The following is a 1,667-nucleotide window of genomic DNA, read 5'->3' as shown; positions in this document are numbered from 1 at the left end:
TTGGACAGCTTTTTTTATATTCTCTAATATCAAAGATATGAATTTATAAGAGAGATAACTGTCTCTTTTCGAAAAATATATCTAAAACATATCCTTTTTACATATAAATGAAGTAAGGACAAATCTTATAGAGATGTTTCATTGCTAAGAAATCGTTAAGTGTCTTAAGGTTTATCGACACTACTAATTAACAGTGTTATAATTGTATAGGATTACATAATTTGTTATATTTTGGTGTTTAAGAGGATTGAGCAATGGCTCAGGATTCTTTCGCATAAAGTGAGACTTCCATCAATAGAGATGAAAGAATCTCTATTAATGGTTAGTTGAACCAATCGGGTTCTTACTGGCCTTATTTTACTTAAACCTCCTTGTTTCTCCCAAACGTTAAATTGGGTATCTTAGCGCTAGTTTGAACGTGATAAATAGAAAATAAAACAAAGGGGGAGGGGCATGGAACTATTAAACTGGTATCAGAATAACTATCTGATTGTTTTTGTGTTTCTATGTCTAGGGATACTGTTACCAATTGTGGCACTCTTTTTGGGCAAGCTGTTAAGGCCTTATAAGCCAATAGCAGCAAAGTATACGACGTACGAAAGTGGAATGGAACCATTCCATGATTCGAGAATTCAATTTAACGTACGGTACTATATGTTTGCCTTATTATTTGTCATTTTTGATGTGGAAACGGTTTTTCTGTATCCATGGGCAGTAGCATATGAAAAGTTAGGGATTTTTGCGCTAATTGAAATGCTGATTTTTGTCTTCATGCTTTTAGTTGGTCTTATTTATGCTTGGAAAAAGAAGGTGTTAAAATGGACCTAAAATTAGATGGTATTTCAGCACATGAAATGGAAGAATTAAAACAAAATATTTTTTTAGCAACCTTAGAGCAAGTGAAGGGATGGGCAAGAAGTAATTCTTTGTGGCCAATGACATTTGGTCTAGCTTGTTGTGCTATTGAAATGATGGGTGTAGGTTCTTCCCATTACGATTTAGATAGATTTGGCTCGTTTTTCCGTACTTCACCTCGTCAATCTGATGTCATGATTGTTTCAGGAACTGTAACAAAGAAAATGGCACCTATTATTAGACGTTTATATGAGCAAATGCCAGAGCCAAAATGGGTAATTGCCATGGGATCATGTGCTACGGCTGGTGGACCTTATGTCAAATCATATAGTGTAGTAAAAGGTGTCGATCAAATTGTACCAGTAGATGTATATATCCCTGGCTGTCCACCAAATCCAGCAGCATTAATGTATGGAATAAATAAATTGCGTGAAAAAATTCGCTACGAGGCAAAAACCGGGAAGCAGGTGATGTAACGTGAGCGAAAGACAAGATAATCCTCATAAAGATGATAATAAAGAGATTGAAAAAGTCAAAGTAGATCCTAGTCATTCAAATCAATCATCGAATACAGACTCCATTGAACAAACAACAAAAATAGATTCTGAAAATAAAAACAAAGTAATAGATGATACATCAACAGAAAAAGCCAAAGCCTTAGCATTAGTCAAGGCCAAAGCAGTGGCAGCAGCGAAAGCGAAAGCGGCAGCGTTAGCGAAGCAGAAAGCCAAAGAGCAAGAGTCAGAAACAGAGGACTCAACAGATGAAAAAGCTAAAGCTCTAGCATTAGCTAAGGCCAAAGCAGCGGCAGC

General features: G+C 36.1%; 2 protein-coding genes and 1 pseudogene. All 3 read left to right on the top strand.

Annotation, left to right across the window (positions count from 1 at the left end; translation table 11 throughout):
- The first annotated feature begins 453 nt into the window (after positions 1–453).
- The gene (locus tag BN349_RS15245; protein ID WP_019243195.1) at positions 454–828 is read left to right on the top strand and encodes an NADH-quinone oxidoreductase subunit A; all 375 of its coding nucleotides are present in this window, start codon (positions 454–456) and stop codon (positions 826–828) included.
- Positions 819–1,331 carry a NuoB/complex I 20 kDa subunit family protein gene (locus BN349_RS15240; protein WP_019243194.1) on the top strand — a complete coding sequence of 171 codons (513 nt, stop codon included), beginning with the start codon at positions 819–821 and terminating at the stop codon, positions 1,329–1,331. The genes BN349_RS15245 and BN349_RS15240 overlap by 10 nt, the downstream gene beginning before the upstream one ends.
- Before the next feature lies 1 nt (position 1,332).
- Positions 1,333–1,667 (top strand): annotated as a pseudogene (locus BN349_RS26415) (hypothetical protein); the annotation flags it as partial.

It is taken from the genome of Bacillus sp. AP8, assembly GCF_000321185.1.
GTDB lineage: Bacteria > Bacillota > Bacilli > Bacillales > DSM-1321 > Bacillus_AD > Bacillus_AD massilioanorexius.
Note: the sequence above shows the minus strand (reverse complement) of the source record. Positions and strands in the feature narration are given on the sequence as shown.

Coding starts and splice junctions, on each gene's coding strand:
- BN349_RS15245 (WP_019243195.1), top strand. CDS start 454: ATGGAACTATTAAACTGGTATCAGAATAACTATCTGATTGTTTTTGTG.
- BN349_RS15240 (WP_019243194.1), top strand. CDS start 819: ATGGACCTAAAATTAGATGGTATTTCAGCACATGAAATGGAAGAATTA.